Below are 24,133 nucleotides of genomic sequence, written 5' to 3' on the forward strand. Positions count from 1 at the left end.
GGGGATGATGCTCAGGCACGGTCCTGACGGATCTCGTGCACGCCGAGCTTGCGGTGCAGCGGACTTTCGTCGGCGATGAACAGGAAAGACGGGGCTTGTGCGCTGGCATTGGTCAGCGTGATGGCCGTGTAGCCCGGAATGGCGCAGGTACCGGCTTCGGCCAGGTCGATGCGCTGGTCGCTCACGCTCACTTCAGTGGCCCCATCGATCTGGTGCAGGACCTGGGCAGGCGACATGGCCGGAATGCGCAGGGTCTGGCCGGGACGCAGCATCAGCGCGTGGAAGCCCAGGATGTTTTCCGCATCCTGGCCGGTCTCCGGGTTGACATAGGTGATCTGCACGCACTCCAGGTCGGGCTGGCTGTCGGCCAGCGATTCCAGGGCGGCGCGGGCATCGCTCCAGGCGTAGCGCAGCATCGGGTAGCGGCGCTCCGAGCGCTGGAAGACGGTGGTGGGCACCACGCCACCGCGGGCGTAGGCCCGGTCGCCGGTGGCGGGCCGGGCCGGCTGGCTCGGGCCTTCCTCGTGGTAGGAGGTCTCGGTGTAGTAGATCAGCGGCAGATCAAGCACATCGAGCCAGATCACCGGATCCTGTCCGTCATGGCCGTGTTCGTGCCACAGGCCGGTGGGCGTCAGGATCAGGTCGCCGCGCTGCATCGGGCATTTCTCGCCATCGACCAGGGTCCAGGCGCCTTCGCCTTCGACCACCATGCGCACCGCATTCGGCGTGTGGCGGTGGGCCGGTGCCAGCTCGCCCGGCAGCAGCAGCTGCATGCCCAGGTACATGGCGGCGCTGGCCTGCATCTTCTCCAGGCCGTGGCCGGGGTTGGCCAGCACCAGCACGCGCCGCTCGGCCTTCTCGATCGGCGTGAGCTCGCCGGCGCGCAGCAGCAGCTTGCGCAGCGGTGCATAGGGCCAGTGCGTGACGCGGGTGCGCCGGGTGGGCACATGCGGCGGCAGCACCGCGCGCAGGCTGGGCCACAGCGGGACCAGGTTCTGGGCGGTGAGCTCGTCGCGGTAGTCCTGCGGCAGGTCTTCCAGCCGGCCCAGGGTGTCGAAGCGGTTCGAATCGTCGGCGGTCATGGGGTCGTGTTTCCGGTCAAGGGTCAGGACAGATCAGGACGGGTGGGCCGCCGAGCGCCGTGGATCGACCAGCGCGATGGTGGCGGCGGCGATCAGGGCGGGCAGGGCGATCGCCAGGAAATTGCTCTGCAGCGGCAGGTTCATGCCCACCAGGGCGCCGATCAGCACCGGGGCCAGGATGGCGCCGGTGCGGCCGATGCCCAGCGCCCAGCCCAGCCCGGTCGATCGGATCGCCATCGGGTAGAACTGGCTGACATAGGCATTGGTGACGATCTGGGTGCCGATGGTGGAGGCGCCGGCCAGGCCCACGGTCAGGAACAGGGCCCAGGACGGCAGGGCCTGGCCGAGCACGGCGATCGAGCCGGCCGCCAGCAGGTACATGATCACCAGCACGCGCTGGATCGGGAAACGATCGGACAGCCAGCCTCCGCCCACGGCACCGAGCATGGCGCCGAAGTTCAGCACCAGCACGAAGGTCAGGGCCGAGCCCAGGCTGTAGCCGGCCGAGGCCATCAGCTTGGCCAGCCAGGTGCTGAGCGCATACACCATGAACAGGCACATGAAGCAGCTGGCCCAGAACATCACCGTGCTCCGTGCGCGACCGTGCGTGAACAGGGCCGCGACTGGCGCGCGGGCCACATCCTGGCGCTCCGGCAGCACGAAGGTGTCGTCCGGACCGACGTTCAGGTCGGGGCGCAGCTTCGTCAGCACGGATCGCAGCGCCTCGGTCTGCCCGGTGCGCTGCAGGTAGGTCATGGATTCCGGCAACCCGCGCAGGATGAGCGGCGCCAGCAGGACCGGCGCCAGCGCAGCCAGGAACACCGAGGGCCAGCCCAGGCTTTCCAGCATCATCTTGCCCAGCAGCGCGGCCAGCATGCCGCCGATCGAGTAGCCGCTGAACATCACCGTCACCAGCGTGGCGCGCAGGCGGCGCGGCGCGTATTCGCTCATCTGCGCGATCACGTTGGGCATGACGCCGCCGATGCCCAGCCCCGCCAGGAAGCGCATCAGGCTGAACAGGATCGGATCGTGCGTCAGCCCGGCAGCCGCCGTGAAGACGCTGAACAGCACGATGCACAGCGCGATGACCCGGCGCCGGCCGATGCGGTCCGACAGCGTGCCCAGCACGATGGCGCCAAACATCATGCCGAACAGCGCCGAGCTGGCCATCAGTCCGGCCTGGGTGGCACTGACCCCCATGTCCTTCATGATCGCCGGCATCGCGATGCCGGCCACCGCCAGGTCATAGCCATCGAAGATGACGATCAGCGCGCACCACAGCAGGATGCGGCCGTGGAAGGCGTTGAAGCTCGCGGCATCGGCCGCCTGGTGAATGTCGATCTGGCGCATGGTTGCCTCCTCGTGGCCCGGGTTCGTTGCCCGGGCGTTCTGCGTGTGGTGAGGGAAGGGTGAGGGCGTGCGCTCAGTCCAGCCGCAGCAGGACCTGTCCGCCCTCGATGCGCACCGGGTAGATGCGCAGGTCGGCGGTCAGGGGCGCGCACAGCGCGCGGCCGGTGCAGACATCGAAGCGGCCCTGGTGCAGCGGGCATTCGATCTCGCGGCCTTCCAGGAAGCCGTCGCTCATGCGGGCCGCGCCATGGGTGCAGAGGTTGTCGGAGGCATGGATTTCTCCCTCCACCTCATAGAGGGCGATCTCTCGCCCGTCCACCCGCACGCCGATCACGTCACCTTCGGGGACATCGTCACGGGCCGCGGCCACGATCCAGTTCTCGCTCATGGTCCGGTCTCCTCAGATGGGGTAGATGATCGAGTTGGCGATCATCTCGCTGTCATAGACGCACAGCCGCGACTGCAGCTTCAGGCCCTCGGGGGTGCGCACGATCAGGTCCCGGTAGTAGCCGGCATTGAACACGGTGGACTCGCCGTCGATCTTGGTGCGGATGACGGCATAGTTGGCCTCGCTCAGGATGCGCTCGCCCCCGGCCGCGTCCCGCTCCACCGACAGCACGCGCGGCAGGCCGACGATGTGGCGCTGGTAGTACGGGTCGTGGTACATGGTCTCCTTCACGCCGTAGACCCGGTCGCGGATCATGGCGCGGCTCTCCAGGGCCAGAAGGCACAGCGGCAGGCCCTGCTCGAAGTTCTCGCGCGGCTGCAGCCGGTAGGTGCCGTCCTCGACGAAGAAGTCCGGCCAATGCTCCCAGTCGGCCGAATCGCAGGCCATGGCGTAGTCGCTGTAGAGCGACTGCAGCTCGAAGAAGGTCTTGAAGTCGATCTCGATCGTCATGATGTTCACTCCCCCATCACCTGGCGCCAGTAGGCATACATGCCGCGGATCAGCGTCTCGGTGACCATGTGGTCGCTGTCGGCGATGTCGTAGCCGCCCATCTCGAGCACGGTACGGTGGGCCGGGTTCTGCTCGAAGCCCTCCTGGGACCACTCGATCACCTCGCCGTCATCGGCGGAGACGAAGCCGGCCGGGCCGAAGAGGTTGGCCTGGATCAGGCGACGCTGCTCCATCTCGGGCGTGTCGTCCTCGAAGCCGAAGTGCGTCCAGACGAAGTCGAACGAGCCGTGGCCGTTGGGCTGGATGTGGCGGGTCGAGACGCTGTTGACCTGCTGCTGGATGATCACGCTCGGGAAGATCGTGGTCATCACGGCGGTCGGGCCGTTCCACCAGGGCTCGGGCACGATGTCGAGCAGGCGCGGGTCGTTGACCGTCATCGCCTCCTTGAAGCTGTCCACGCCCGAGACGACCTCGGCGTTCTTGCCACCTTGGCCGCGCGTCGAGATCATCGCGGCGTGGCGGAACTTGGCATCCATCTTCAGTTCCGACTTGTTGTCGGCGCGCCAGAGCCCGAAGGTCGAGAACCAGGTGTGCAACAGACCCGGGTGGTAGGGGTCCTTGATGTTCTCCTGCATCAGCTTCCAGTTGCCCGGGATGCGCTGGCGGCGGTAGCCCAGCACCTTGAGCTTGCGCCCACTGAAGACCCGGTCGAAGTAGTGCAGGATGGTCGGGCCGAGGAATTCCTCCAGCGGCTCCACGTCGTGATCGAACGAGGCGAACACCACGCCGCCGCGGGTGGCGACCTTCAGCTTGGTCAGGCCATGCTCGTCGAGCTTGAAGTCCTTGGGCATGCCGCCGTTGACCTTGCCGTCCTGCTTGACGCCACGTCGGAACGGCACACCCTGCAGGTCACCCTTGAGGCTGTAGTTCCACTGGTGGTAGGGGCAGAAGAAGTCCTTGGCATTGCCGTTGCGCTTGCGGCAGAAGCGCATGCCGCGGTGGGCGCAGACGTTCTCGACCACGTTGACGCCGCCGTCCGGGTCCCGGACCATGACGACGGAGCGCTCGCCGATCACGGTGCGCTTGAAGTCGCCCGGCTCGGGAATCTCGGCCTCCAGACCGACGTAGCACCAGTGGCCCGAGTAGAAGAGGCGCTCGAGTTCTCGCTGGTAGAGGTCTTCGCGGGTGTAGGCCCAGAAGGGCACGCGGCTGGATCCGTCCCCGGACCACTTCGGGTCCTTGGGGAACACGGTGACAGGTTGGCTCATGGGTGTGTCTCCTGCACGGGCATGTGCGGCTGAGGGCATGAAACGGAGGGAATGGCGGCCGGGTTCAGACACCGCTCGGGTAGAAGGCGTCGGCGTGGATGTGCTCGGCGGGCAGGCCCTTGCGCAGCAGCAGCATCTGCAGCGCGTCCACCATCGCGGGGGCCCCGCAGAGGTAGGCACGCCAGCCGTCGAGTTCGGGCAGATCCTGCTCGATCGCGTCGGTCACCAGACCCGAGTGCAGCCCCGGCATGTCGGTGCCGGTGGCCACGACGATGTGCAGTCGGATCTGGGGATGGGCTTCGGCCAGCGCGCGCAAGCGTTCGATGTCGTACAGATCGGCCTCGCTGCGCACGCCGAAGTACAGATGGATGGGGTTGTCCATGCCGGCCTGCAGTGCACCGCGCACGATGGACAGCACCGGCGCCAGCCCGGTGCCACCGCCGACGCACAGCATCGGTCCGGTGTGCTTGCGGCGCAGGTAGGCGGTGCCCAGCGGTCCGCTGATGCGCAGTGCCGCGCCTTCAGCGAGCTGCTCGAACACATGCTGGGTGACCCGACCGCCAGGCACGCGCCGAATGTGCAGTTCCATCTCGCCGTCCTCGGCCAGTCCCGCCATCGAGTAGGGACGGATGTGCTCCGGCGTGAACTGCACGGTCACGTACTGGCCCGGAGAGAACTCCAGCGGCTTGGCCAGGCGGATGCGCAGCCGGCGGATGTCGTGGGTGGCGTCCTCGATTGCGGTGACCGTGCCCTTGACGATGCGCGCCGGATGCACGACGACTTCGTCGACCTCGGGCAGCTCGATGGTGCAGTTGCCGGTGATCACCGCCTGGCAGGCCAGCACCTGCTCGGCGCGGTCAGGCGCCGGCCGGCCGGTCTCGGGCGAGCCCCCGAGGAACTGTCCCGAGATCACCTTGCAGTGGCAAGTGCCGCAGCGGCCTGACATGCAGCTGTACGAGACCGGCACGTCATGCGCTCGCAGCACGTCGAGCAGGTTGTCTCCATGCTTGACGGGCACGCTCTTGCCGAGCGGCTGGATGACCAGTTCCATGATGTTGCCGTGAGATTGAGCTGAATTGCCGCGAATTCTGTTCAGTGCACTGATATAAGTCGATAAACTGGAGATGATTCAATGCATCACGTTCAGTGATGCATGTGACGGAGAACCGGCCTCGTGGAACTGCGCGACATCGATCTGAACCTGCTGGTGGTGTTTCACCAGCTGCTGCGCGACCGCAGCGTCTCCGCGGCGGCCGACAAGCTGGGCCTGACCCAGCCCGGTGTCAGCAACTGCCTGAAGCGGCTGAGGCTGCTGCTGGGCGACGAGCTGTTCGTGCGCACCTCGCGCGGCATGGAGCCCACGCCGCATGCGCTGCATCTGGCCGAACCGGTGGCCTATGCGCTCAATGCGATCCAGACGGCGCTGTTCCGCCGCGAAACCTTCGACCCCCTCACCAGCACCCGCACCTTCCAGCTGGTGGTGACCGACATCGGCGAGATGTATTTCATGCCGCCGCTGATGGAGGCGCTGCTGCACCGTGCGCCCCACATCCAGATCAGCACCTTGCGTCCGAACGCCAGCAACCTGCGCGACGACATGGAGTCCGGCGCGGTCGATCTGGCTGTCGGACTGCTGCCGCAGCTGCAGGCAGGCTTCTTTCAGCGCCGGCTGTTCCGTCACCGGTACGTGTGCATGTTCCGGCGCGACCATCCGGTGGCGCGGTCGCCGATGACGCTGGAGCAGTTCCTCGCGCTCGAGCATGTGCGCGTGGTCGCGGCCAACACCGGACATGGCGAGATCGATGCGCTGATGGCGGCCGCCGGGATTCGGCGCCGCATGCGCCTGGCGGTGCCGCACTTCATCGCGGTCGGCCACATCCTGCAGAGCACCGACCTGATCGCCACCGTGCCGGCGCGCTTCGCGCAGCGCTGCGTCGAGCCCTTCGGGCTGGCGACCTCACCTCACCCGGTCGCGCTGCCCGAGATCGCCATCAACATGTTCTGGCACGCACGCTTCAACCGTGATCCCGCCAGCCTGTGGCTGCGTCAGCTGATGGTGGAGCTCTTCGCCGATGATGCGCCCACCCGCATCACGGGCGACTGATCGCGGCCGTCGAGCAGGCCGCGCTCGCCCAGCGCGACCAGCTGGTCCACGATGAAGCGCACCCGCGGGCTGCGGGTGGCCTGCCGAGCCCACAGCACATGCACGTCGACCGGCGTGCCGGTGAAGCGCTCGAGCACCGGCACCAGCTCGCCGCGGTCGATGTGCCGGTGCAGCAGCGACGAGGGCATCTGGCACAGGCCGAAGCCGGCCAGCGCGGCGTCGATCAGCGCCTCGCCGTCATTGAACTGGTGGCTGGCCAGGGGCGTGAATCGGAACTCGTTGCCATCCTCCCGCAGGATCCATGAGCCTGGCGGGCCGCCGCTGGTGCCCACGATGCAGCGATGACCCTCGAGCTCGGCGGGATGCGTGGGCCGACCGTGACGCGCCAGGTAGTCGGGCGAGGCACAGATCAGCCGGGTCTGCCGGCTGATCCGGCGTGCCACCCGCTGCATGCTGTCGTCCAGCGCTCCGAAGCGGATGGCGATGTCGACCTCGTCGCTGGGCAGGGCGACGGTGGCGTCATCCAGGCGCATGGTCAGCAGCAGCTCGGGGTGCTGCTGCGTCAGCGCGAGCAGATGAGGCAGCACGATGCGTCGGCCGAAGGCCACCGGCATGTCCAGCCGCACCCGGCCCTTGAGGGCGCGAGCGCGCGGCGAGAGTTCGGCCTCGGTGGCGGCGAGCTGCTCGAGCAGTGCCGAGCAGGTCTCGAAGTAGCTGCGTCCCTCGTCGGTCAGGTGCAGGCGCCGGCCTGCGCGCTGCAGCAGCGGCAGGCCCAGATGCGCCTCCAGCCTGGCGATGCGCTTGCCCACTGCCGACTTGGTCAGGCCCAGTCGCTCCGCGGCCAGCGTGAAGCTGCCGGCGCGCACCACCGCGACGAAGGTGGGTAGACACGACAGGGGATCGACGGGGTTCATGGCAGACATCGGGCGGGTGCAGGCCGCTCATCATCGCCGCGATCGGGCGGCTCAGGGTATCCGCAAGGGATACTCAACGTTGCCTGAAACGGGCTTCATCACGGGTGGCGGGATCCCTATGCTTCGTTCTGGCCTTTCCGCCTTTTCGCAACCCAAGGAGAATTTCATGCCCGTCGTTCGAGTGACCTGGTTTGATGGCAAGGACGCCCGCGCCAAGAAGGCAGTGGCTGCCGACATCACCGAGAGCATCCAGCGCCACACCGGCACCGACCCGAAGTGGGTCTACGTGATCTTCGAGGATGTCGCCGCCTCGGACTGGGCTGGCAGCGGTCGCCTGTTCAAGGAGGAGGCCGACGATGTCCAGCCGTCCTGACCACGCCGCACCTGAGCTGCTGATCGTCGCCACCGGCACGCTGCGCGAGGGCACGCAGGCCCAGGCGCGTGCCTTCCTGGCCGAGATGCAGGGCACCGCCCTGCAGGAGCCCGGCTGCCTGCGCTATGAGGCCCGCATCGATGCCGACCAGCTGGTGATGATCGAGCGCTGGGCCGATGCAGCGGCTTTCGAGCAGCACACCGGCACCGTCACCTTCGCCCGACTGGTGCCCGCACTCAAGGCGCTGATGGCCGAGGGCATCCTGCACGCCGACATCGTCTCGGTGCAGGATCGGCAGGCCATCGTCATCTGAGCCTGCTGCCCGGCGATCAGACCGGGTACTGCTGCACCGACGGCTCGATCGTGATCCACTTCAGTTCGGTGAACTCGTCGATCACGGCGCGGCCGTCGAAGCGGCCATAGCCGCTGTCCTTGGTGCCGCCGTAGGGGGCCTGCGCCTCGTTCTGGACGGTCGAGCCGTTGACATGGCACGCACCGGTGTCGATGCGCATGGCCACCGAGAGTGCCCGCGACACGTCGCGGCCGAACACACCCGAAGACAGACCATAGGCGGTGTCGTTGGCGACCTCGACCGCCTGCTCCACGCCGCTCACCCGCACCACGGTGGTGACCGGGCCGAAGGTCTCCTCGTCGTAGATGCGCATCTCGGGCGTCACATGATCGACGATGGTGGCCGGCATGACCGCGCCCTCGGCGCGGCCGCCGCAGGCCAGACGTGCGCCCTTGGCCAGCGCGTCGTCCAGCAGCGCGTTCAGGCGCGGGCCCGAGTCGCGCGAGACCATCGGCCCGATGACGCACGCGGGGTTGGTGCGCGGATCGCCGCAGGACAGCGCACTGGCCTTGGCGGCGAAGCGGGCCACGAACTCGTCGGCGATCGCGGCATCGACGATGATGCGCTCGGTCGACATGCAGATCTGCCCCTGGTAGAGGAAGGAGCCGAAGACGGCCGCCTTGACCGCTTCGTCGATGTCGGCATCATCGAGCACCACCAGCGGCGACTTGCCGCCGAGCTCGAGCAGGCAGCGCTTGAGCTGCGTCGCGGCCTTCTGCGCGATGATGCGACCCACCCGGGTCGAGCCGGTGAAGTTGATGCGGCGCACCGCCTTGTGGGCAATCAGCGTGTCGATCACTTCCGGGGCATCCTGAGGCGCGTTGACCAGCAGGTTGAGCGTGCCGGCGGGGAAGCCCGCCTCCACCAGCGCCTCGGCCACCAGGGCATGCGTGCGCGGGCTGGCTTCCGAAGCGCGGAAGACCACCGTGTTGCCGCACACCAGCGGATAGGCGATGGCACGCGCAGCCAGAACCACCGGACCGTTCCAGGGCACGATGCTCAGGACCACGCCCACCGGCTGGCGCACCGTCATCGACAGGGCACCGGGCTTGTCGGTCGGCAGGGTCTCGCCCTGGATCTGGGTGGCCAGGGAGGCGGCCTCGCGGAAGACGTTGGCTGCCAGCATCACGTTGAAGCCGGCCCACAGCGCCGGTGCGCCGACCTCGGCGGCCATCGCCTCGATGAACTGGGGCGTGCGAGCCTCCAGGGCGTCCGCGGCCTTCAGCAGCAGGCGACGGCGCTCGGAGGGCGCGCTCTGGCGCCAGCTGCGGTAGGCGAGGCTGGCGGATTCCACGGCCGCCAGCGCATCGGCCACGCCACCGGCGGCCACTTGGGTCACCACCTCGTCGCTGACAGGGTGACGGCGCTCGAAGGTCTTGCCGCTGAGGGCGGCGCGCTGTTCGTTGTCGATCAGGATCTGGGCTTGCATGGTGAGAATCTCTCGAGAAAAAAGCGGTGGGGGAGGGAAGCGGGGAGAGCCGTCAGGTGGCCGACGCCAGGATCTCGGCCATGCGCTCGCCGATCAGCACGCAGGTGGCCATCGTGGCCACGCGCGGGATGCTCGGAGCGATCGAGCTGTCGGCGATGCGCAGGTTCTGCACGCCGTTGACGCGCAGCCGTGCATCGACCACGGCCTGGCTGTCGCGGCCCATGCGGCAGGTGCCCGACTGGTGGAAGTAGGTGGTGGCGCCATTGCGCACGAAGTCCGCCATCTCCTGGCCTGCGAGCTTGCGGGCGGGAGCCACCTCGCGCTTGACCCAGCTCTTCATCGCCGGCGAGTTGCCGATCTCGCGCGCCAGCTCGATGCCGTGGGCCAGCGCCTTGACATCGTCCGGGTGGCTGAGGAAGCGCGCATCGACGATCGGCCGGTCTGCCGGATCGGCCGAGCGCAGCCGGATCTCGCCGCGGCTCTTGGGCGCGACCAGACCGGCGCACAGGGCCCAGGAGGTCTTGGGCGGGTTGAACTGCTTGCCCACCACATCGCTGGCATAGGGCAGTTCGATCTGGACCAGGTTCACGTCAGGCGCTGCCAGCGTGGCCTGGCTCTTGACGAAACCGGCGACGTTGGCGCCGCTGTTGCGGTGCGGCACATGCTCGTGCGGCTCCCAGAGGCAGCCGCCGTGCAGCAGGTGGTCCTGGAAGTGCTGGCCGACATCGGGGGCATTCACCAGCGTGCGGATGCCGTGCTGGCGCAGCTGCGCCTCCGGACCGATGCCGCTGAGCATCAGCAGCTTGGGCGTGTTGATGCCCCCCGCGCAGACGATGACTTCCTGGCGAGCTTCGATGCGATGCGTCTCGCCCTTGCGGCGGATCTCGACCCCGGTGGTCCGGGTTCCGGCGAAGGTCAGTCGATCGACATGGGTATCGACCAGCAGCGTCACGTTCGGCTGCGACAGCACCGGATACAGGTAGGCGCGCGCCATGCTCTGCCGGCGACCCTCGCGGATGATCTGGTTCATCAGCGCAAAGCCCCCGGCGCTTTCCTCGCGGGCACCGTTCTGGTCATCGAGCACCGGCAGGCCGAGGCTGCGGCAGGCCGCGAGCATGGCTTGCGCCACCGGATGCGGATCCTTGGCCGGCTGGCACCACACCGGACCACCCTGGCCGCGGTAGCGTGCGCTGGGCGCGCCCTGCCAGTTCTCCATGCGTCGGTAGATGCCCAGGCCATGCTCGTAGCCCCAGGCGGTGTCACCGCTCTCGGCCGCCCAGTGATCGAGATCGGCCTTGAAGGGGCGAGCCCAGATGGTGGCGTTGATGCTGCTGCCCCCACCCACGACCCGGCCCATGTGCTCGGGGATGGCGCGCCCGTTCGTGCTCGGCGAGGCGATGGCCACATCCCCCCAGTCGCGCTCCGTGCCCAGGTTGGTGAACCACACCCCCGGATCCATGACCGCCGAGGCGCTGTCCCAGCCGCCAGCCTCCAGCACCAGGATGCTGGCGCCGCGACGGGCCGCGGCCAGTCGGCCCACCAGAGCCGAGCCGGCGCTGCCGGTGCCGATGACGATGTAGTCGTAGGACTTCTCGAGCCGCGCTGCACGCTCGTTCTGGTTGGCTCGGATGGTGTCGAGCTCATCGGCCAGAGCCGGCAGGCCTGCCGAGGCCAGGCCGGCGGCCATCGCCGCCCTCATGAAGCCGCGCCGGTCAAGCCGGCCGGCGATCAGGGCCTGTTCGAGGCGCTCGAGCAGACCGTCATGATCCGGTGCGGACGAATAGGGATGGAGAGGAGCGTTCATGCTGGCGGTGGAAAGGTGGACGAGGTTCGTGTCTTCCGTGATGCACCCAGGCATCACATGACCTCACGTTAGAGGTCTCCGCCGCAGCCCAAAACATCGGGTTATCCCTCCGTGCCGATCTGTTCCGAAAGAGAACAACAGGTCCTGCAGGTGGCGGGCCGCACATCGTTTTTTCCGGGCATCAGATGATGCGCGCAGGGTACTGCGCCCATGAACATCACAACGGGGTCGGGCCTTGGGCGAACATCGTCATGCCCTCCGGGGGACTGAACCAGTCCTGGGCAGAGTCGCACCACAGTGACAGCGTGGGATGAATCCCCGTCGAATCGTCGAGCGTTCCGGCCTTCAACCAGTCCAGGCCAGGGCGGGAGACGACATCGGAGAAGATGGGGGAGCCGCATCGGCCGCAAAAATGTCGATACACCGGCTGGCCACTGTGGCCGATGTCAGGGTAGACCTGCGTTGATCCTGACACCAGTTGCAGGCTGCCTTTGGGGACGCCGACGTTGACGGAAAAAGCCGATCCGGACTGGCGCTGGCAGTGCGTGCAGTGGCACAGTGCCACGACGACAGGCTCTGTCGTGCAGAGATAGCGCACGTCGCCGCACAGGCAACCCCCTTCCATGCGATTCATGAAGGACTCCTTTCGCAGAAATCAGTCGTCTTCGAGACCGAAGCGTTGCCTGCGGTCACCGTGATCAGATGACCGCGCGAGATTTCAGAATCTGCAGATCCCCATCCGTCAGGGCCGCCAGTTCCTTCAGCACCTCGTCCGTGTGCTGTCCCAGCAGCGGCGGCGCGCTGCGATAGCTCACCGGCGTGACCGACAGCTTCAGCGCGCTGGCGGCCACGCTGACCTGGCCGGCGGTCGGATGCGGCAGGTCCAGCCTCATCGCTCGGGCGATGACCTGCGGATCGGCAAAGACATCGGCCAGATCGTTGATCGGGCCGCAGGGCACGCCGACCTCCTCCAGCACCGCGATCCAGGCGTCGCGAGTGCGTTCGAGCATCATGGGTTCGAGCTGAGCCACCAGTTCCTCCCGATGACGCACGCGTGCCGGATTGGTGGCGAAGCGTGGATCGCTGGCCAGTTCGCGTCGCCCGCCTGCATCGACCAGTTTGCCGAACTGGTGGTCGTTGCCACAGGCCACGATGACCCAGCCGTCAGCGGCCTTGAAGACCTGGTAGGGCACGATGTTCGGGTGCGCATTGCCCCATCGTGCCGGCGCACGCTCGGTCGCCAGGTAATTGCTCGCCATGTTGGCCATCAACGAGACCTGCACGTCAAGCAGGCTGATGTCGAGATACTGCCCTTGGCCAGTGCGGTCGCGGTGGCGCAGCGCCGCCAGGATCGCGATGGCGGCATGGGCGCCGGTCGCCAGATCGGCGATGGCCACGCCGGCTTTCTGCGGCCCACCGCCCGGCATTCCGTCGCGCTCGCCTGTGACGCTCATGAAGCCACCCATGCCCTGCACGATGAAGTCGTAGCCCGGGCGGGGCGCGTACGGTCCGGTCTGGCCGAAGCCGGTGATCGAACAGTAGACCAGGCCGGGATGGATCTGGCGCAGGCTGTCGTAGTCCAGCCCGTAGCGAGCCATGTCGCCGACCTTGTAGTTCTCGACCAGCACGTCGCACTGCGGCACCAACTGGCGGATCAGGGCCTGGCCCTCAGGGCTGGCGATGTCCAGCGTGACCGAGCGCTTGTTGCGGTTCACGGCGAGGAAGTAGGCCGCCTCGCGCGTGTCCTGGCCGGTCGCATCCTTGGCGTAGGGCGGGCCCCAGTGGCGGGTGTCGTCGCCGGCGCCGGGGCGCTCGATCTTGATGACGTCCGCGCCCAGGTCGGCCAGGGCCTGGGTGCACCAGGGGCCGGCGAGCACGCGGGTGAGATCGAGGACGCGCAGGCCGCCGAGCGCGCCACCCGAGAGGGATGTGGAGGTGTTCGGCATCTCGGTTCAGTCCTGGCGCATCAGGTGCTTGCCGATGATGAGCTGCTGGATCTGGGTGGTGCCCTCGTACAGCCGCAGCAGGCGAACATCGCGGTAGAAACGCTCGACCTTGTACTCGTTGATGTAGCCCGCGCCGCCGTGGATCTGCACGCCACGGTCGGCCACGCGCCCGACCATCTCGGTCGTGAAGAGCTTGGTGCAGGAGGCGTGCATGCCGACGTCCGGGTCGTGGCGGCCGGCGGCCCGGTCGTCGTAGCGGCGCGCCGTGGCCTGCACCATCGCCCAGCCGGCCAGCAGCTCGGCCTGGCTGTCGGCGAGCATGGCCTGGACGAGCTGGAAGTCGCCGATGCGCTGGCCGAACTGCTTGCGCTGCTGCGCGTAGGCGATGCTTTCCTGCAGGATGCGCTGCGCCATGCCGCAGGCGAGCGCGGAGACGTGCAGGCGCCCGCGGTCCAGCACCTTCATGGCTGTCTTGAACCCGCGCCCCGGCACGCCGCCGATGATGTTGGCCGCCGGCACGCGCACGCCGTCAAGGTTGACGTCGCAGGTCTTGGTGCCGCGCTGACCCATCTTCTTGTCCGGCTTGCCCAGCGTCAGCCCCGGGCTGTCGGCCGGCACGATGAACGCAGAGATGCCGCCTGCACCGGGGCCGTCGGTGCGGACCATCAGCGTGAAGGCTCCGGCGCGGGTGGCGTTGGTGATGTAGCGCTTGCTGCCGGTGAGCACATAGTCGTCGCCGTCGCGCACGCCGCGGGTCTTCAGCGAAGCGGCGTCGGAGCCCGCATCGGGTTCGGTCAGCGCGAACGAGATGATCAGCTCGCCGCTGGCGATGCGCGGCAGATAGGCGTCCTTCTGCGCGTCGGTGCCATCCATCAGGATGCCTTGCGAGCCGATCCCGATGTTAGTGCCCACGACGGAACGGAACGCCAGCGCGGTCTGCCCCAGCGCGTAGGCCACCTCGCATTCCTGCGCCATCGACAGACCGATGCCGCCGTACTCCTCGGGAATCGAGATGCCGAACAGCCCCAGATCCTTCATGTCGTCGACGATGTCGGCGGGTACCTCGTCGTGTTCCTCGACGTGGTTCTCGGCGGGCACCAGCCGGTCGCGGATGAAGCGTTGAACGCTGTCCTTCAGCAGGGTGAATGTCTGATCGTCCAGTGGCATCGTTCTACCTTGTGGCCTTCTTGCGTGCTGTTCTTGCGTGCTGTTTCAGGGGGCCGGCTGCCGCGACAGGTGCTGCAGATAGGCCACCAGCTCCCAGATCTGCTCGGGTGTGTAGACCTTGCCCCAGGGAGGCATGACACCTTGCCCGCGCCGGCCCTCGCTGATGATCTGGTAGGCCTCATCGGGCAGGAAGCGCGTGTTGCCCTTGAAGCCGGGCGCCCGGCCGCCCACGCCCTCCGAGCCGTGGCAGTAAGCCGCGCAGGTGCTGCCAAAGCGGCGCTTGCCGGCGTCGATGCGCCCGACGTCGTCCAGGTCGAAGGGCGCGGCGGCATGGGCGGCTGCCCCTGCCGCCGCCAGCAACAGCGTCGCCAAGCTCTGGCGGAGAGTCGCTGCGCGCATCACTCAATCCACCGTGAAGACCATCAGCGCCGAGCCGCCCGGCAGATCGCGGATCTGCGGGAAGGCGCCGGTCAGGAAGCCGGGGGCGTGCGAGCCCAGGCCGGTCGGAATGGCGATGTACTGCTTGCCGTTGACTGCGTAGCTGATCGGGCCGCCGCGGGCGCCGGAGCCCGCGTTGAAGCGCCACAGTTCCTTGCCGTTGTCGGCGTCGAAGGCGTAGAGCACGCCGCGCATGTCGCCGGTGATGACCAGGCCGCCACCCGTGGCCAGCACCGAGCTGAGCGGCGGCATCTCGAAGCGCACCTTCCAGGCCTGCTTGCCGGTGAGCGGATCGAAGGCGCCCAGCCAGCCATCGGCCTTCTTGCCGGGTGGGTCCACCAGACGGATGTCGGACAAGCCGAGCGTCAGGGCGCTGATGCCCGCCACCGGCTCCTGCTTGGCGCTGGTGACGTGGTTGCAGACCTCCATGCCGTGCGAATACCACAGCCGGGTGCCGGGGTTGTAGGCGCCGTGGTTCCAGCTCCGTGCGCCCAGCAGGTTCGGGCAGTGCAGCTTGGTCTTGCCCGTCTCGGGATAGTTGGGCTCGATCGGCAGGCCGGTCTTGACGTCCACCCCCTTGGCCCAGTTCATGTTCTCGGTGTACTGCCAAGCGTTCACCATCGCGCCGTCGTCCTTGTCCATGACGTAGACGAAGCCGTTCTTGTTCAGGTGGACGAGCGCGGTCTTGCCGCTGCCGCGCGGCACCAGCAGCGCTTCATAGGCCGCGTCGAAGTCCCAGGTGTCGTTGGGCACTTCCTGGCGGTGCCACTTGATGCGGCCGGTCTTCGGGTCCAGGGCCAGCAGCGTGGCGGTGTAGAGGTTGTCGCCCAGGCGGTCTTCGCGGTTGAAGTCGGGCGCGGCGTTGCTGGTGCCGATGTAGATGGTGTCGGTCGAGGGGTCGTAGGTGCCCGGCAGCCAGGCCGAGCCGCCGCCGCGCTGGCGGCTGTCGCCGGGCCAGCTCTTCGGGTCGTCGCGCGGGATCTCGAAGGTCCAGGTCCGCTCCCCGGTGTCGGCGTTGACGGCGTAGATCTTGCCGATGATGGGCTGGTCACCGCCGGTCGTTCCACCGAACAGGACGTTGCCGGCGAGCTGCGGCGGCGAGGAGAACAGCGCGCCGCCCTCGGCGCGCATGTTGGTGAGCTGGGTGCTCCACAACTCCTTGCCGGTCTTCTGGTCAAGCGCGATGAAACGGCCGTCGAGCGATCCGATGTAGACCTTGCCGCGCCCGACGGTCACGCCGCGGCTGGCCGATGCGTAGAAGACTTCCTTGACGACCGGGTCGAGCTTGGGCGTATAGCGCCACAGCACCTCACCGGTGGCGGCGTTCAGGGCGAAGACGTTGTTGTCGGCGGCAATGGTGTACATCACGCCATCGACCACGATGGGCGTGGCCTGCAGACCCTGGGTGATGGCGCCGGGCTGGTGCACCCAGGCCATGCGCATGCGCTGGACGTTGCGCTTGTTGATCTGGTCGAGCGGGCTGAAGCGCCAGGCGTTGTGGCTGCGGTGGTACTGGGGCCAGTTGGTCGGGTCGTCGTAGCCGGGGCCGGTGGCGGCCGAGGCCGGCAGGCTGGTGGTCAGGCTGGCGGCGAGGGTGAGGGCGCCGATCGCGCCGAAGTGGCGTGATCGGACCATGGTGCTTGCGGACATGTCCGTTGTCTCCTGCATGGTGTCCGCTGCGGGCGTGATTACCCGCTGCGGCACGGTGTTCTTGGTCAGGTCGTCGTCCGGGCCGGCGACCTCAGCGGGCCAGTGCCTCGCGAATCCTGGGCATCACCTCGCGGGCCAGCAGCGTCATGCTTTCCCATTCACGGGCGCGGTTGACGCCGGCTCCATCCATCGAGGCCATCAGCAAGCCGCCGAACGGTCCGGTGCGCTCGCGGAAGGCCAACAGCTTCTCCGTGACGGTCTCGGGCGATCCGTAGATCACCATGCTGTCGATGAGCTGCTCGATCGTGACGTCGGCGTCCGGCTGCTTTGGGTCATCCTTCATCACGGCGGTGTAGTTCACCGCCAGCAGAACCTTCCACAGGTATTCGAAGTAGTAGTAGTTGCTGCCTTCGGGGTCCATCACCCGGTCGCGCGCTTCTGCGTCGCTGCGGGCAATCACGATGTTGCGGGCCACGCGCCAGTTGTCGCCATCGGGCTGGCGCCGGGCCAGTTCACAGCCTTCCTGGTACTTCTTCCAGTGGCTGGCGATCACATACTCCGGACAGAAGTTGGCGCTCATCGGCCCCCATCCGCGCATGCCGGCCGTCTTGACGCTGTCCGAGAACGGCGACATCGCCGTCATCATGATGGGCGGGTGCGGCAGTTGGTAGGGCTTGGGGATGTAGCCCACGCCGAGTTCCGGCATCACGGTCTGCGACAACTTTATCTTCCAGTGTTTGCCCTCGATGTTGTAGGGCGGGTCCTGGCGCCACAGCCGGATGATCGTGTCGATCGACTCCATCATCCGTTCGGTGCGGTAGGCGTTGTCGAGAACATCGAACAACTCCATGTCACTGGCCAGACCGCCCGGGCCGATGCCAAACATCAGGCGGCCTTGACTCATGTGATCGAACTGGGCCACTTCAGCCGCCACCACCGCCGGATGATGGTTGGGCAGCGCGATGACGCCGGTGCCGAAGCGGATCTGGCGAGTGCGCTGGATCAGCGAGGCCATGAACATCAGCGGCGAGGCGATGGGCTCGGTCGTGCACGACATGTGCTCGCCGAACCAGACCTCGTCGAAGCCGAGTTCATCCGCATGGATCACCTTGTCCGCGTCTTCCGCATAAGTCTCTGCGGCAGGACGGCTGGGCGGATGCAGGGGCATGCCAAACAGACCAAGTTTCATGATCAGTGTCTCCTCGAGGGGTGAGCGCGCCTGTGCCGGCGCAGGTGGATGAATCGGGAATCGGAGCCGGTGATGTGAGACGTGCTCAGCTGCTGTGCAGGTCCAGCCGGGCACGGTGTCCAGCCAGCCAGACCAGGGGCGGATGCAGCTCGACCGGCGCCGGATCGACGCGCACGTCGGTGACTCGTCCGATGAAGAGCGTGTGCGATCCGTAGTCCACCGCCTGATCGACGATGCACGCGATCACCGCACTCGCACCTTCCAGCCAGGGCAGGGGCGAGGCACGCTCTGACCAGGCGTCGCGCCACGGCCCCGAACGGAAACGCTGGGCGCGCAGCGTGCTCTGGGAAAAGGGCTCGAGCAGTGCATGCTGGTCATCGGCCAGCAGATTGATGCAGTAGCGCCCGCTGTGCTGCAGCACGGCATGCAGTCCGGCACTGCGATTGACCGCAACCAGCATGGAAGGAGGATCTATCGACACCGGCATCACGGCCGATGCCGCCATGCCATGAGGCTGACCCTCCTCGTCGCGGCTGGTGACGATGGACACGGACCCTGCCAGGCGGCGCATCGCCGTCTTCAGGTCGGCGCCGAGGTCGAGGCGTGACGCCTCCTCTGCAAGGGGTGTGCACATGTTTCTGTCTCCTTGTCGCAGCACAGGTCTGATGTGCTGGAACTTGTTGATCTGCTGGTTCCTGCCTTCATCACGCCAAGACCATGCCAACGACAAGAAACCTTGTGAATCAACAACTTGTGCTGGATTCGGTCTGTCTCATGCCCGTGTCTTGCGACACAGGGGTGTCGCATTCGTGCCGGCCCGTGCGACACCTCGGTCCAGCGGCGAGTGCCTGTCATGCCGGGTTGTCACCATAGGCAGGTCTTCGGCGCTGCTCTTACCCTGCGCTTCGTTGTGCTGTCATGGAAAAAGGAGTGTCAGCAGTGGTGAAGGACAGTCACGCGCATGCTGTCATGGCGGCGCTGGAAGGACGCCGATCGGTCGCCGTTCCTCCGCTGGACGCCGGACTGCGTGCTTCCTGGATGCGCAGCGTCGTTGATCACGGACTGGATCCGGATCGGATTCCCGATCCGGACGTGCTCACGCACGCAGAGCTGCAGGAGCGCCGTGAACGGATCGACGAAATGGGGGAGGTGTCGTCCGCCGAAATCGATCGCCTCTATCTGAACTTGAGCGATCACGCCCAGGTGGTGATGCTGTCGGATGCCCAGGGCACCGTGATGAACTTTCGCAGCAGCTCCACGGTGATCGACACCTGCACGTCTCTCAGGGTACTGCCCGGATCCATCTGGAGCGAGGAGAAGCAGGGCACGACGGGAGTCGGGCTCTGCCTGCGTGAGCGAAAGCCGTTGTCGATCGTGATGGGGGAGCATTTCGCCTCTCGGCTGGCAGGCTTGAGCTGCACCGTGGCCCCCATCTTTGGCGCTCAGGGACATCTCCTCGGGGTCCTGAACGTGACCGCGATGCGCAGCACCGACCACGCCTTGCAGGGCATCATTCGCCAGATGGTGGCCAGCTCGGCACGCCGCATCGAGAATGTCCTGTTCGATCGGCGCCACGCGCGAGTTCGGATCCTGAGGCTGTCGCGCCATGACGATTTCTGCGACACCGCCACGGAAGCGCGCCTCGCCATCGATGAGCGTGGCTGCATCATCGACGGAACCCCACTTGCGTCCCAGCTGCTGGGCTGTGCCGGGCATGATGATGTTTCCCGCAGCCTGCTGGGCAGGCGCCTGACCTCGGTCATCGATGTGGGCGACATCGACCGGCTCTTGCATGAGGTGGCGCCGCTGCGCGACCGGCAGGGCGGTCGGTTTCATGCGCGCCTGATGGAGCCTGTCCGTCGCTGGTCTGCCAAGCGGATGGCCAGCGAGCCGCTGCCGTCCCGGACACCGCGCGCGCCGGTGTCCGCACAGGATCGTGCAGACGATGGCCAGTCCCCGTCGCTGCAGGACCTGGTCGGCCTCGACGAGACGGTCCGCGAGCGTCTTCGCATCGCGCAGCGGCTGCACGCACGCTCTCTGCCTCTGCTGCTTCAGGGCGAGAGTGGCAGCGGCAAGACCCAGCTGGCTCGCACCCTGCACCAGGCCGGTCCGCATCGGTCTGGACATTTCGTGACCGTCAATTGCGCTGCATTGCCGCCTGATCTGATCGAAAGCGAACTTTTCGGACATCGGGCGGGCGCCTTCACGGGCGCCTCCCGGCAGGGTTCGCCAGGACGCCTGCTGGGCGCCCACGGCGGTACCCTGTTCCTCGATGAAATCGGAGACATGCCACTGAGCCTGCAAGGGCGACTGCTGCAGGTCCTGTCGGAAGGCGAGTTCGTTCCTGTCGGCGCGACCGAGCCGGTCAAGGTTCGCTTTGCCCTGATTTCCGCGACACTGCATGATCTGAAGTCGCTGGTACAGGCCGGACAGTTTCGCGAGGATCTCTACTACCGGCTGAGCGGTGCCACGCTCACCCTGCCAGCGCTGCGTGCTCGCACGGATCTGGAGGCACTCATCGACAGCACGTTCACCCAGGCCGCAGCCGATGCTGGCGTCGAGTGCAGGCCCTTGTCGATGGCCGCGCTGGACGTTCTGACCCGACATCACTGGCCCGGCAACATGCGCGAACTTCAGCATGTCGCCAAGTTCATGGTGGCCCTCAATGAGGCATCAGTGATCGGCACGGAGTCCTTGCCTGCATCCCTTCTCGAGTTCACGCCGGATCGCCAATCGTCGCCCATGAAGGCGAAACCTGCCGCTGCACGGCAGGTTTCCGATGGAACGTCTCTTCTGGCGTTGATGGAGCAGACCGGCTGGAATGTGTCGGCTGCCGCGCTGCGCCTGGGCGTGTCGCGGGCGACGCTGCATCGGCGTCTCAACCAGTTCAGCATGCATCGGCCGGATCGATCGCATTGAGCCTGTGTCGCAATGGACAGTGCTGCTGCGACACCCCAGGTGTCGCAGAAATGTCTGGCATGGCGAACGGATTGATTTCAAGTACTTGATTCATATTGATTTTATTTTTCACGTCCCGTTGGCATGACACTCGCTAGATCCTGACGACAGCAGCCACAGCAGGACTGCTCAACTCAGGAGACAGACAATGACCTTGCACCGTATCGAAGATGCACTGGCTGCACTTTCACGCGGCGAGATGGTGGTGGTGGTCGACGATGAAGGCCGCGAGAACGAAGGGGATCTGATCCTCGCCGCGGAATATGCGACCCCGCAGTCCATCGCCTTCATGGTCCGCTACACCAGCGGGATGCTGTGCGTCGGTCTGCCGGGTGCTCGGCTCGATCACCTGGGATTGCCGTTGATGGTCGAGCACAACACCGACTTGATGCGCACGGCCTATACCATCACGGTCGATTACCGGCATGGCACCACGACCGGCATTTCGGCGGCAGATCGCGCGGCGACCATCCGCGCACTGGTGGATCCGTCGGCGCAGCCCTCCGACTTCAGCCGACCGGGCCATGTCTTTCCGCTGAGATCCGTGCCGGGCGGCGTGCTGCACCGTCCCGGTCATACCGAGGCGTCGGTCGATCTGACCCGGCTGGCCGGGTTGCGACCTGGAGGGGTGCTGGCTGAGATTGTCAATGACGATGGCACGATGGCTCGCCGGCCTGAGCTCGAGCTTTTTGCCAGCCTGCACGGCCTGGTGATGATCTCGATCGCGGACCTCGTGACCTATCGAAGTCAGCGCGTGAACCATGACTGGAAGAGGGCAGTCGCGCAGTCCGGGCGAACCGGCCTGTTCAGCGACTGTCTGGCCTCCGCCGACCTGTCGGCATCCTGACTGACCGCCATGCCCTCTTCAGGAGAGCCCGACATGCGTGATCACGACATTCGACATTTCATTCTGGGCCAGTGGCGCGAGGGTGCACTGGGCCGGACCCGCCCCGTTCTGGATCCTGCAACAGGTCAGGGCATCGGGCAGGTGGCCTGTGCCGAGAAATCCGATCTGGACGAAGCGGTTGCCGCTGCGCAGATCGGCTTCGAGCATTGGCGCCACATGACGCCGATTGCGCGCGCGGGCATCATGCACCGGGCTGCGGCCTTGCTGCGCGAGCGTGCTGAATTCATCAGCACGCTGATGACCCGGGAGCAAGGCAAGCCACTGACCGAGGCCAAGGCCGAGACGGCTGCCGCAGCTGACATCATCGACTGGTTCGCCGACGAGGGACTTCGAATCTACGGCCGGCTGGTGCCCTCTCGACACAACCTGGCGATCCGTCAGATGGTCATCAAGGATCCTGTCGGGCCGGTGGTGGCTTTCACGCCCTGGAACTTTCCGATCAACCAGGTGGTTCGCAAGGTGAGTGCCGCCTTGGCGGCTGGATGCTCTGTTCTGGTCAAAGGGCCCGAGGAAACGCCAGCCAGTCCGGCGGCGCTGATCCGGGCTTTCGCGGATGCAGGCCTTCCTGCCGGGGTGCTGGGACTGGTCTATGGCGATCCTGCCGAGATTTCCGGGTATCTGATTCCTCATCCTGTCATTCGCAAGATCACGTTCACAGGATCGACGGCGGTGGGCAAGCATCTGGCGGCGCTCGCGGGGCAGCACATGAAGCGCACGACCATGGAGTTGGGTGGCCATGCCCCTGTGATCGTCTGCGATGACGCCGATCTTGATCTGGCCGTGCGGACCTCGGTGCAGAACAAGTTCCGCAATGCGGGGCAGGTCTGCATCTCCCCGACACGCTTCCTGGTGCATCGGCGTGTGGTCGATGATTTCGCGGCCGAGATGGCCCGGCAGGCAAGCCAGTTGCGTGTGGGCGCAGGAATGGCCCCTGACACCCAGATGGGACCGCTTGCCAACGTGCGTCGGCAACAGGCCATGGCCGAACTCACCCGCGATGCCGTGACGCGAGGTGCGCGCCTGCTCACCGGCGGAGATCGCCTCGGTGAACAGGGCAATTTCTGGTTGCCTACGGTCCTGGCTGACGTGCCTGGAGACGCCCGCGCGTTCAACGAGGAGCCTTTCGGTCCCCTCGCTTTGATCCAGTCGTTTGATGACTTGCAGGACGCGATCACTGAAGCCAATCGATTGCCTTATGGCCTGGCAGGCTACGCATTTACCCGCAGCCTGAGAAACGCCGATCTGCTGACCCGGCATGTCGAGGTGGGCATGCTGTGGATCAACATGGGCGCACAGGCCTCGGCGGAAATGCCCTTTGGTGGCATCAAGGAATCCGGGTACGGCACGGAAGGCGGTCCGGAAGCCATGGATGCCTATCTGAACACCCGCGCGGTCAGCATCCTGAACGCCTGATCCGGCGTTTCCCCTCACTCGATCTCGAGACAGCTCATGAAAGCATTGGTTCCTGTGAAGCGGGTCGTTGACTACAACGTCAAGGTCCGCGTGAAGAGTGATGGCACCGGCGTGGACATCGCCAACGTGAAGATGAGCATGAACCCGTTCGACGAGATTGCCGTCGAGGAAGCGGTGCGGCTGAAGGAGAAGGGCATCGTCACGGAGATCGTGGCGGTGTCGTGCGGCGTGAGCCAGTGCCAGGAGACGCTGCGCACGGCGATGGCGATCGGTGCCGACCGCGGCATCCTGGTCGAGACGGACGCCGAGCTGCAGCCGCTGGCGGTGGCCAAGCTGCTGAAGGCGCTGGTCGACAAGGAGCAGCCGGGCCTGGTGATTCTGGGCAAGCAGGCGATCGACGACGACTGCAACCAGACCGGGCAGATGCTGGCGGCGCTGGCGGACCTGCCGCAGGCGACGTTTGCGTCGAAGGTCGAGGTGGCGGATAGCCGCGCCGTGGTGACGCGCGAGGTGGACGGCGGTCTGGAGACGGTGTCGGTGGCGCTGCCGGCGATCCTGACGACCGACCTGCGCCTGAACGAGCCGCGGTACGTGACGCTGCCGAACATCATGAAGGCGAAGAAGAAGCCGCTGGAGACGGTCAAGCCGGAGGCGCTGGGCGTGGACGTGGCGCCGCGCATCAAGACGCTGCAGGTGGCCGAGCCGGCCAAGCGCAGCGCGGGCATCAAGGTGGCGGATGTGGCGACGCTGGTCGCCAAGCTGAAGAACGAAGCGAAGGTGATCTGAGATGGCTGCACTCGTCATTGCCGAACACGACAACGCGTCCATCAAGGGCGCGACGCTGAACACCGTGACTGCGGCGGCGCAGCTCGGTGAAGTGCATGTGCTGGT

General features: G+C 66.6%; 23 protein-coding genes and 1 pseudogene. 8 read left to right on the top strand and 16 right to left on the bottom strand.

Annotation, left to right across the window (positions count from 1 at the left end; genetic code table 11):
* Nucleotides 1–11 precede the first annotated feature (11 nt).
* From BW996_RS19640 to BW996_RS19665, 6 genes are all read right to left on the bottom strand, one after another.
* A complete protein-coding gene (locus BW996_RS19640; RefSeq protein ID WP_037482955.1) occupies nucleotides 12–1,082 on the bottom strand; it encodes a cupin domain-containing protein in 1,071 nt (356 codons plus the stop codon).
* A 33-nt stretch (nucleotides 1,083–1,115) separates the two neighbouring features.
* Nucleotides 1,116–2,432, bottom strand: a complete 1,317-nt coding sequence (locus tag BW996_RS19645) for an MFS transporter (protein WP_037482957.1) — start codon at nucleotides 2,430–2,432, stop codon at nucleotides 1,116–1,118.
* A gap of 73 nt (nucleotides 2,433–2,505) precedes the next feature.
* Complete coding sequence (locus BW996_RS19650) at nucleotides 2,506–2,820, bottom strand: non-heme iron oxygenase ferredoxin subunit (RefSeq protein WP_037482959.1); 315 nt, start codon at nucleotides 2,818–2,820, stop codon at nucleotides 2,506–2,508.
* 12 nt (nucleotides 2,821–2,832) lie between these two features.
* Nucleotides 2,833–3,330 carry an aromatic-ring-hydroxylating dioxygenase subunit beta gene (locus tag BW996_RS19655; protein ID WP_037482990.1) on the bottom strand — a complete coding sequence of 166 codons (498 nt, stop codon included), beginning with the start codon at nucleotides 3,328–3,330 and terminating at the stop codon, nucleotides 2,833–2,835.
* 5 nt (nucleotides 3,331–3,335) lie between these two features.
* Nucleotides 3,336–4,598 carry an aromatic ring-hydroxylating dioxygenase subunit alpha gene (locus BW996_RS19660; RefSeq protein WP_037482961.1) on the bottom strand — a complete coding sequence of 421 codons (1,263 nt, stop codon included), beginning with the start codon at nucleotides 4,596–4,598 and terminating at the stop codon, nucleotides 3,336–3,338.
* Nucleotides 4,599–4,662: 64 nt separating this feature from the next.
* On the bottom strand, nucleotides 4,663–5,649 hold the full coding sequence (locus BW996_RS19665) for an FAD-binding oxidoreductase (protein ID WP_037482963.1): 987 nt from the start codon (nucleotides 5,647–5,649) through the stop codon (nucleotides 4,663–4,665).
* Between the two features lie 123 nt (nucleotides 5,650–5,772).
* Here BW996_RS19665 and BW996_RS19670 point away from each other — a divergent pair, with 123 nt between their 5' ends.
* Nucleotides 5,773–6,702, top strand: a complete 930-nt coding sequence (locus tag BW996_RS19670) for a LysR family transcriptional regulator (protein ID WP_037482965.1) — start codon at nucleotides 5,773–5,775, stop codon at nucleotides 6,700–6,702.
* Here the strand turns inward: BW996_RS19670 and BW996_RS19675 are convergent.
* Nucleotides 6,645–7,616, bottom strand: a complete 972-nt coding sequence (locus BW996_RS19675) for a LysR family transcriptional regulator (RefSeq protein ID WP_076459064.1) — start codon at nucleotides 7,614–7,616, stop codon at nucleotides 6,645–6,647. The genes BW996_RS19670 and BW996_RS19675 overlap by 58 nt on opposite strands.
* Before the next feature lie 166 nt (nucleotides 7,617–7,782).
* Between BW996_RS19675 and BW996_RS19680 the strand changes: the two genes are divergently transcribed.
* Nucleotides 7,783–7,989, top strand: a complete 207-nt coding sequence (locus BW996_RS19680) for a tautomerase family protein (protein WP_037482968.1) — start codon at nucleotides 7,783–7,785, stop codon at nucleotides 7,987–7,989.
* Nucleotides 7,973–8,302 (top strand): putative quinol monooxygenase, encoded by a 330-nt coding sequence (locus BW996_RS19685; protein WP_051632026.1) that lies wholly within the window; start codon nucleotides 7,973–7,975, stop codon nucleotides 8,300–8,302. The genes BW996_RS19680 and BW996_RS19685 overlap by 17 nt, the downstream gene beginning before the upstream one ends.
* Nucleotides 8,303–8,318: 16 nt before the next feature.
* On the opposite strand, the gene BW996_RS19690 is transcribed toward BW996_RS19685, so the two are convergent.
* The 9 genes from BW996_RS19690 to BW996_RS19730 all read right to left on the bottom strand — a co-directional run bounded on the left by BW996_RS19690 (nucleotide 8,319) and on the right by BW996_RS19730 (nucleotide 18,688).
* Nucleotides 8,319–9,770 (bottom strand): aldehyde dehydrogenase, encoded by a 1,452-nt coding sequence (locus BW996_RS19690; RefSeq protein WP_037482970.1) that lies wholly within the window; start codon nucleotides 9,768–9,770, stop codon nucleotides 8,319–8,321.
* A 52-nt stretch (nucleotides 9,771–9,822) separates the two neighbouring features.
* Nucleotides 9,823–11,574, bottom strand: a complete 1,752-nt coding sequence (locus BW996_RS19695; protein WP_037482972.1) for a GMC family oxidoreductase — start codon at nucleotides 11,572–11,574, stop codon at nucleotides 9,823–9,825.
* A 217-nt stretch (nucleotides 11,575–11,791) separates the two neighbouring features.
* A complete protein-coding gene (locus BW996_RS19700) occupies nucleotides 11,792–12,208 on the bottom strand; it encodes a GFA family protein (protein WP_076459065.1) in 417 nt (138 codons plus the stop codon).
* Between the two features lie 64 nt (nucleotides 12,209–12,272).
* Nucleotides 12,273–13,520 carry a CaiB/BaiF CoA transferase family protein gene (locus BW996_RS19705; RefSeq protein WP_037482974.1) on the bottom strand — a complete coding sequence of 416 codons (1,248 nt, stop codon included), beginning with the start codon at nucleotides 13,518–13,520 and terminating at the stop codon, nucleotides 12,273–12,275.
* A 6-nt stretch (nucleotides 13,521–13,526) separates the two neighbouring features.
* Nucleotides 13,527–14,687, bottom strand: coding sequence for an acyl-CoA dehydrogenase family protein (locus BW996_RS19710; RefSeq protein ID WP_037482975.1), 1,161 nt, complete (start codon nucleotides 14,685–14,687; stop codon nucleotides 13,527–13,529).
* 45 nt (nucleotides 14,688–14,732) lie between these two features.
* Nucleotides 14,733–15,086, bottom strand: coding sequence for a c-type cytochrome (locus BW996_RS19715; RefSeq protein WP_037482977.1), 354 nt, complete (start codon nucleotides 15,084–15,086; stop codon nucleotides 14,733–14,735).
* A gap of 3 nt (nucleotides 15,087–15,089) precedes the next feature.
* The gene (locus BW996_RS19720) at nucleotides 15,090–16,775 is read right to left on the bottom strand and encodes a pyrroloquinoline quinone-dependent dehydrogenase (protein ID WP_241461997.1); all 1,686 of its coding nucleotides are present in this window, start codon (nucleotides 16,773–16,775) and stop codon (nucleotides 15,090–15,092) included.
* A 91-nt stretch (nucleotides 16,776–16,866) separates the two neighbouring features.
* Nucleotides 16,867–17,964, bottom strand: a complete 1,098-nt coding sequence (locus BW996_RS19725) for an LLM class flavin-dependent oxidoreductase (protein WP_037482980.1) — start codon at nucleotides 17,962–17,964, stop codon at nucleotides 16,867–16,869.
* An 85-nt stretch (nucleotides 17,965–18,049) separates the two neighbouring features.
* Entirely contained in the window at nucleotides 18,050–18,688 is a 639-nt protein-coding gene (locus BW996_RS19730) for a flavin reductase family protein (RefSeq protein ID WP_139330966.1), read from the bottom strand.
* A 215-nt stretch (nucleotides 18,689–18,903) separates the two neighbouring features.
* Between BW996_RS19730 and BW996_RS19735 the strand changes: the two genes are divergently transcribed.
* From BW996_RS19735 to BW996_RS21470, 5 genes and pseudogenes are all read left to right on the top strand, one after another.
* Nucleotides 18,904–20,883, top strand: a complete 1,980-nt coding sequence (locus BW996_RS19735) for a sigma-54-dependent Fis family transcriptional regulator (RefSeq protein ID WP_162177984.1) — start codon at nucleotides 18,904–18,906, stop codon at nucleotides 20,881–20,883.
* A gap of 187 nt (nucleotides 20,884–21,070) precedes the next feature.
* Nucleotides 21,071–21,769, top strand: a complete 699-nt coding sequence (ribB, locus tag BW996_RS19740) for a 3,4-dihydroxy-2-butanone-4-phosphate synthase (protein WP_081838166.1) — start codon at nucleotides 21,071–21,073, stop codon at nucleotides 21,767–21,769.
* Between the two features lie 33 nt (nucleotides 21,770–21,802).
* Complete coding sequence (locus BW996_RS19745; RefSeq protein WP_037482982.1) at nucleotides 21,803–23,242, top strand: NAD-dependent succinate-semialdehyde dehydrogenase; 1,440 nt, start codon at nucleotides 21,803–21,805, stop codon at nucleotides 23,240–23,242.
* Nucleotides 23,243–23,278: 36 nt separating this feature from the next.
* Entirely contained in the window at nucleotides 23,279–24,028 is a 750-nt protein-coding gene (locus BW996_RS19750) for an electron transfer flavoprotein subunit beta/FixA family protein (protein WP_076459066.1), read from the top strand.
* Nucleotide 24,029: 1 nt separating this feature from the next.
* A pseudogene (locus BW996_RS21470) lies at nucleotides 24,030–24,133 on the top strand (electron transfer flavoprotein subunit alpha/FixB family protein); the annotation flags it as partial.

It is taken from the genome of Sphaerotilus natans (genome assembly GCF_900156335.1).
GTDB lineage: Bacteria > Pseudomonadota > Gammaproteobacteria > Burkholderiales > Burkholderiaceae_C > Sphaerotilus > Sphaerotilus natans.